The following is a 2305-nucleotide window of genomic DNA, read 5'->3' as shown; positions in this document are numbered from 1 at the left end:
CCAACTTAACTACAAAACGCTAAATTATGCGTTTTCTACCGCTGTGCGTGGGTCAACATATTCCATGTTGAACGCTTCAGCTACTTCTTTGTAAGTTACTTGGCCTTTAATTACGTTTAAGCCTTTTAAGAAGTGAGCGTCATCTAGTAGCGCCTTTTTATAACCTTTGTTTGCAAGGTTAATGATGAAAGGCAATGTTGCATTGTTAAGTGCAAACGTAGATGTGCGTGGAACAGCACCTGGCATGTTAGCAACACAGTAGTGAACAACTTCATCAACGATGAAAGTTGGATCAGCATGCGTCGTTGCTTTAGAAGTAGCAATACAGCCACCTTGGTCGATTGCAACGTCAACAATTGCAGAACCAGGTTTCATTGCTTTAATGTGCTCAGCAGTTACTAGTTTAGGTGCAGCTGCACCAGGGATCAGTACACCACCGATTACTAAATCAGCTTCTAGTACGTGTTTTTCTAGTGCATCAGCAGTTGAGTAAATAGCTTTAACTTTATTACCAAATTGCGCGTCTAGTGCACGTAATACGTCGATGTTACGATCAAGAACGACAACTTCAGCACCAAGGCCAACAGCCATTTGAGCTGCGCTACGACCAACCATGCCGCCGCCAATTACAACAACTTTAGCAGCTTCAACGCCTGGTACGCCACCTAGTAGCATGCCACGACCGTGGTTAGATTTTTCTAGCGCTTGTGCACCAGCTTGAATAGACATACGACCAGCAACTTCGCTCATAGGAGCAAGAAGCGGTAAACCACCGCGTGAGTCAGTTACAGTTTCGTATGCAATACAAATAGCTTTGCTTTTTACAAGGTCTTCAGTTTGTGGAAGATCAGGTGCAAGGTGTAAGTAAGTGAAAAGAATTTGGTCTTCACGTAGCATTGCACGTTCAACAGCTTGCGGCTCTTTTACTTTTACAATCATGTCTGCTTTAGCAAAAACATCAGCAGCAGTTGCTAAAATTTCAGCACCCGCTTGTGTGTAATCTTCGTTAGTAAAACCAATGCCCATGCCTGCATCAGTTTCTACAATCACTTGGTGACCGTGCTTTACTAATTCACGAACACTTGCAGGAACCATACCTACACGGTATTCATGGTTTTTAATTTCTTTAGGAACACCAATAATCATATCATTTGCCTTATTAAGAACGGATTAACATTTTCCACTATTATATTCATCATAAGCCCGTGTGTCTCACCTTTTTTAAACTCAAATCTAGTGTTATCATCTAGATAATAAAAATAAACAGCATAAAAAACTAGTTGGTACTATGCATCAATTATTAGATAGAATTGACCGTAAAATTTTAATTGAATTACAACACGATGGACGTTTGTCGAACGTAGAACTGGCCAGACGAGTTGGCCTAAGCGCCACACCCTGCTTGGAGCGAGTAAAAAAGCTAGAACGGGAAGGTTATATACTTGGCTATAAAGCGGTGGTCGATCCCGCTAAGCTTGGGCAAGGTTTATCGGTGTATGTAGAAGTAACGATTACTAAAACATCTCCCGACGTATTTGATGAGTTTAGTGCTGCGGTTAAAAAGCACGAAGAAATTATCGAATGTCATTTAGTATCGGGTAATTTCGATTTTTTACTTAAAACGCGCGTAAATGATATGTCAGAATACCGTGGCGTATTAGGCGACATACTATTGAAACTGCCAAACGTAAGTGAAAGCCGAACTTATGTAGTAATGGAAGAAGTAAAAGGTGAAGAAGGCGTAATTATTCGTCCTTATATTACTTGAGGTTATTTATATTAACTGCGTCATTTGCTTATATAAGCTCAAATTATAAAAACTTGTTCATAATCAGGCCATCAAGGTTAAGATAAAGTGCAACAAATTGCATTTCCTGCTAAGGTATTTCACTGCTAAGTAAGTGTGAATAAAAATAGAATAATAAAGAGGAATAGGGAACTATGCGCCTAAACGGTGTGCAAAGACTATTAGAAACAGGGCTGATTATCAGTACCTTTACGGCAATATTTATTTTATGTGCCTTGATCAGCTTTGATCCAGCAGATGCTGCATGGTCGCAAACTAGTTTTAGCGAAGTAAGCAACATCACAGGAGCAGCCGGTGCATGGATAGCCGACATTTTATTACTCACCTTTGGTTGGTTGGCTTACTTAGTGCCAGCGGCCATTCAGCTATTTGGCTACTTGCTATTTAAACAACCTCACCGCATTTTACAGCTTGATTACACTACCTTAGCGCTGCGAGTTATTGGTTTTGCTTTATTTATTACCTCAGCTACCGCTATTAGTAGTAATAATTTCGACG

General features: G+C 40.3%; 3 protein-coding genes. 2 read left to right on the top strand and 1 reads right to left on the bottom strand.

Going from position 1 to position 2305, the window contains the following annotated elements:
* Positions 1–24: 24 nt before the first annotated feature.
* On the bottom strand, positions 25–1146 hold the full coding sequence (ald, locus tag H5072_RS17250) for an alanine dehydrogenase (RefSeq protein WP_182694244.1): 1122 nt from the start codon (positions 1144–1146) through the stop codon (positions 25–27).
* 142 nt (positions 1147–1288) lie between these two features.
* On the opposite strand from ald, the gene lrp reads away from it, so the two are divergent.
* Positions 1289–1768, top strand: coding sequence for a leucine-responsive transcriptional regulator Lrp (gene lrp / locus H5072_RS17245; protein ID WP_182694243.1), 480 nt, complete (start codon positions 1289–1291; stop codon positions 1766–1768).
* A 173-nt stretch (positions 1769–1941) separates the two neighbouring features.
* On the top strand, positions 1942–2305 hold a 364-nt coding region (locus H5072_RS17240; RefSeq protein WP_182694242.1), incomplete at its 3' end, for a DNA translocase FtsK 4TM domain-containing protein.

This window comes from Pseudoalteromonas sp. SR45-5 (genome assembly GCF_014163565.1).
Taxonomy (GTDB): Bacteria; Pseudomonadota; Gammaproteobacteria; order Enterobacterales; family Alteromonadaceae; genus Pseudoalteromonas; species Pseudoalteromonas distincta.
This window is presented reverse-complemented; position numbering and strand designations above follow the sequence as displayed.

Bases quoted from the DNA above. Each gene is read 5' to 3' on its own strand.
- ald (WP_182694244.1), bottom strand. From the start codon at position 1,146: ATGATTATTGGTGTTCCTAAAGAAATTAAAAACCATGAATACCGTGTA.
- lrp (WP_182694243.1), top strand. From the start codon at position 1,289: ATGCATCAATTATTAGATAGAATTGACCGTAAAATTTTAATTGAATTA.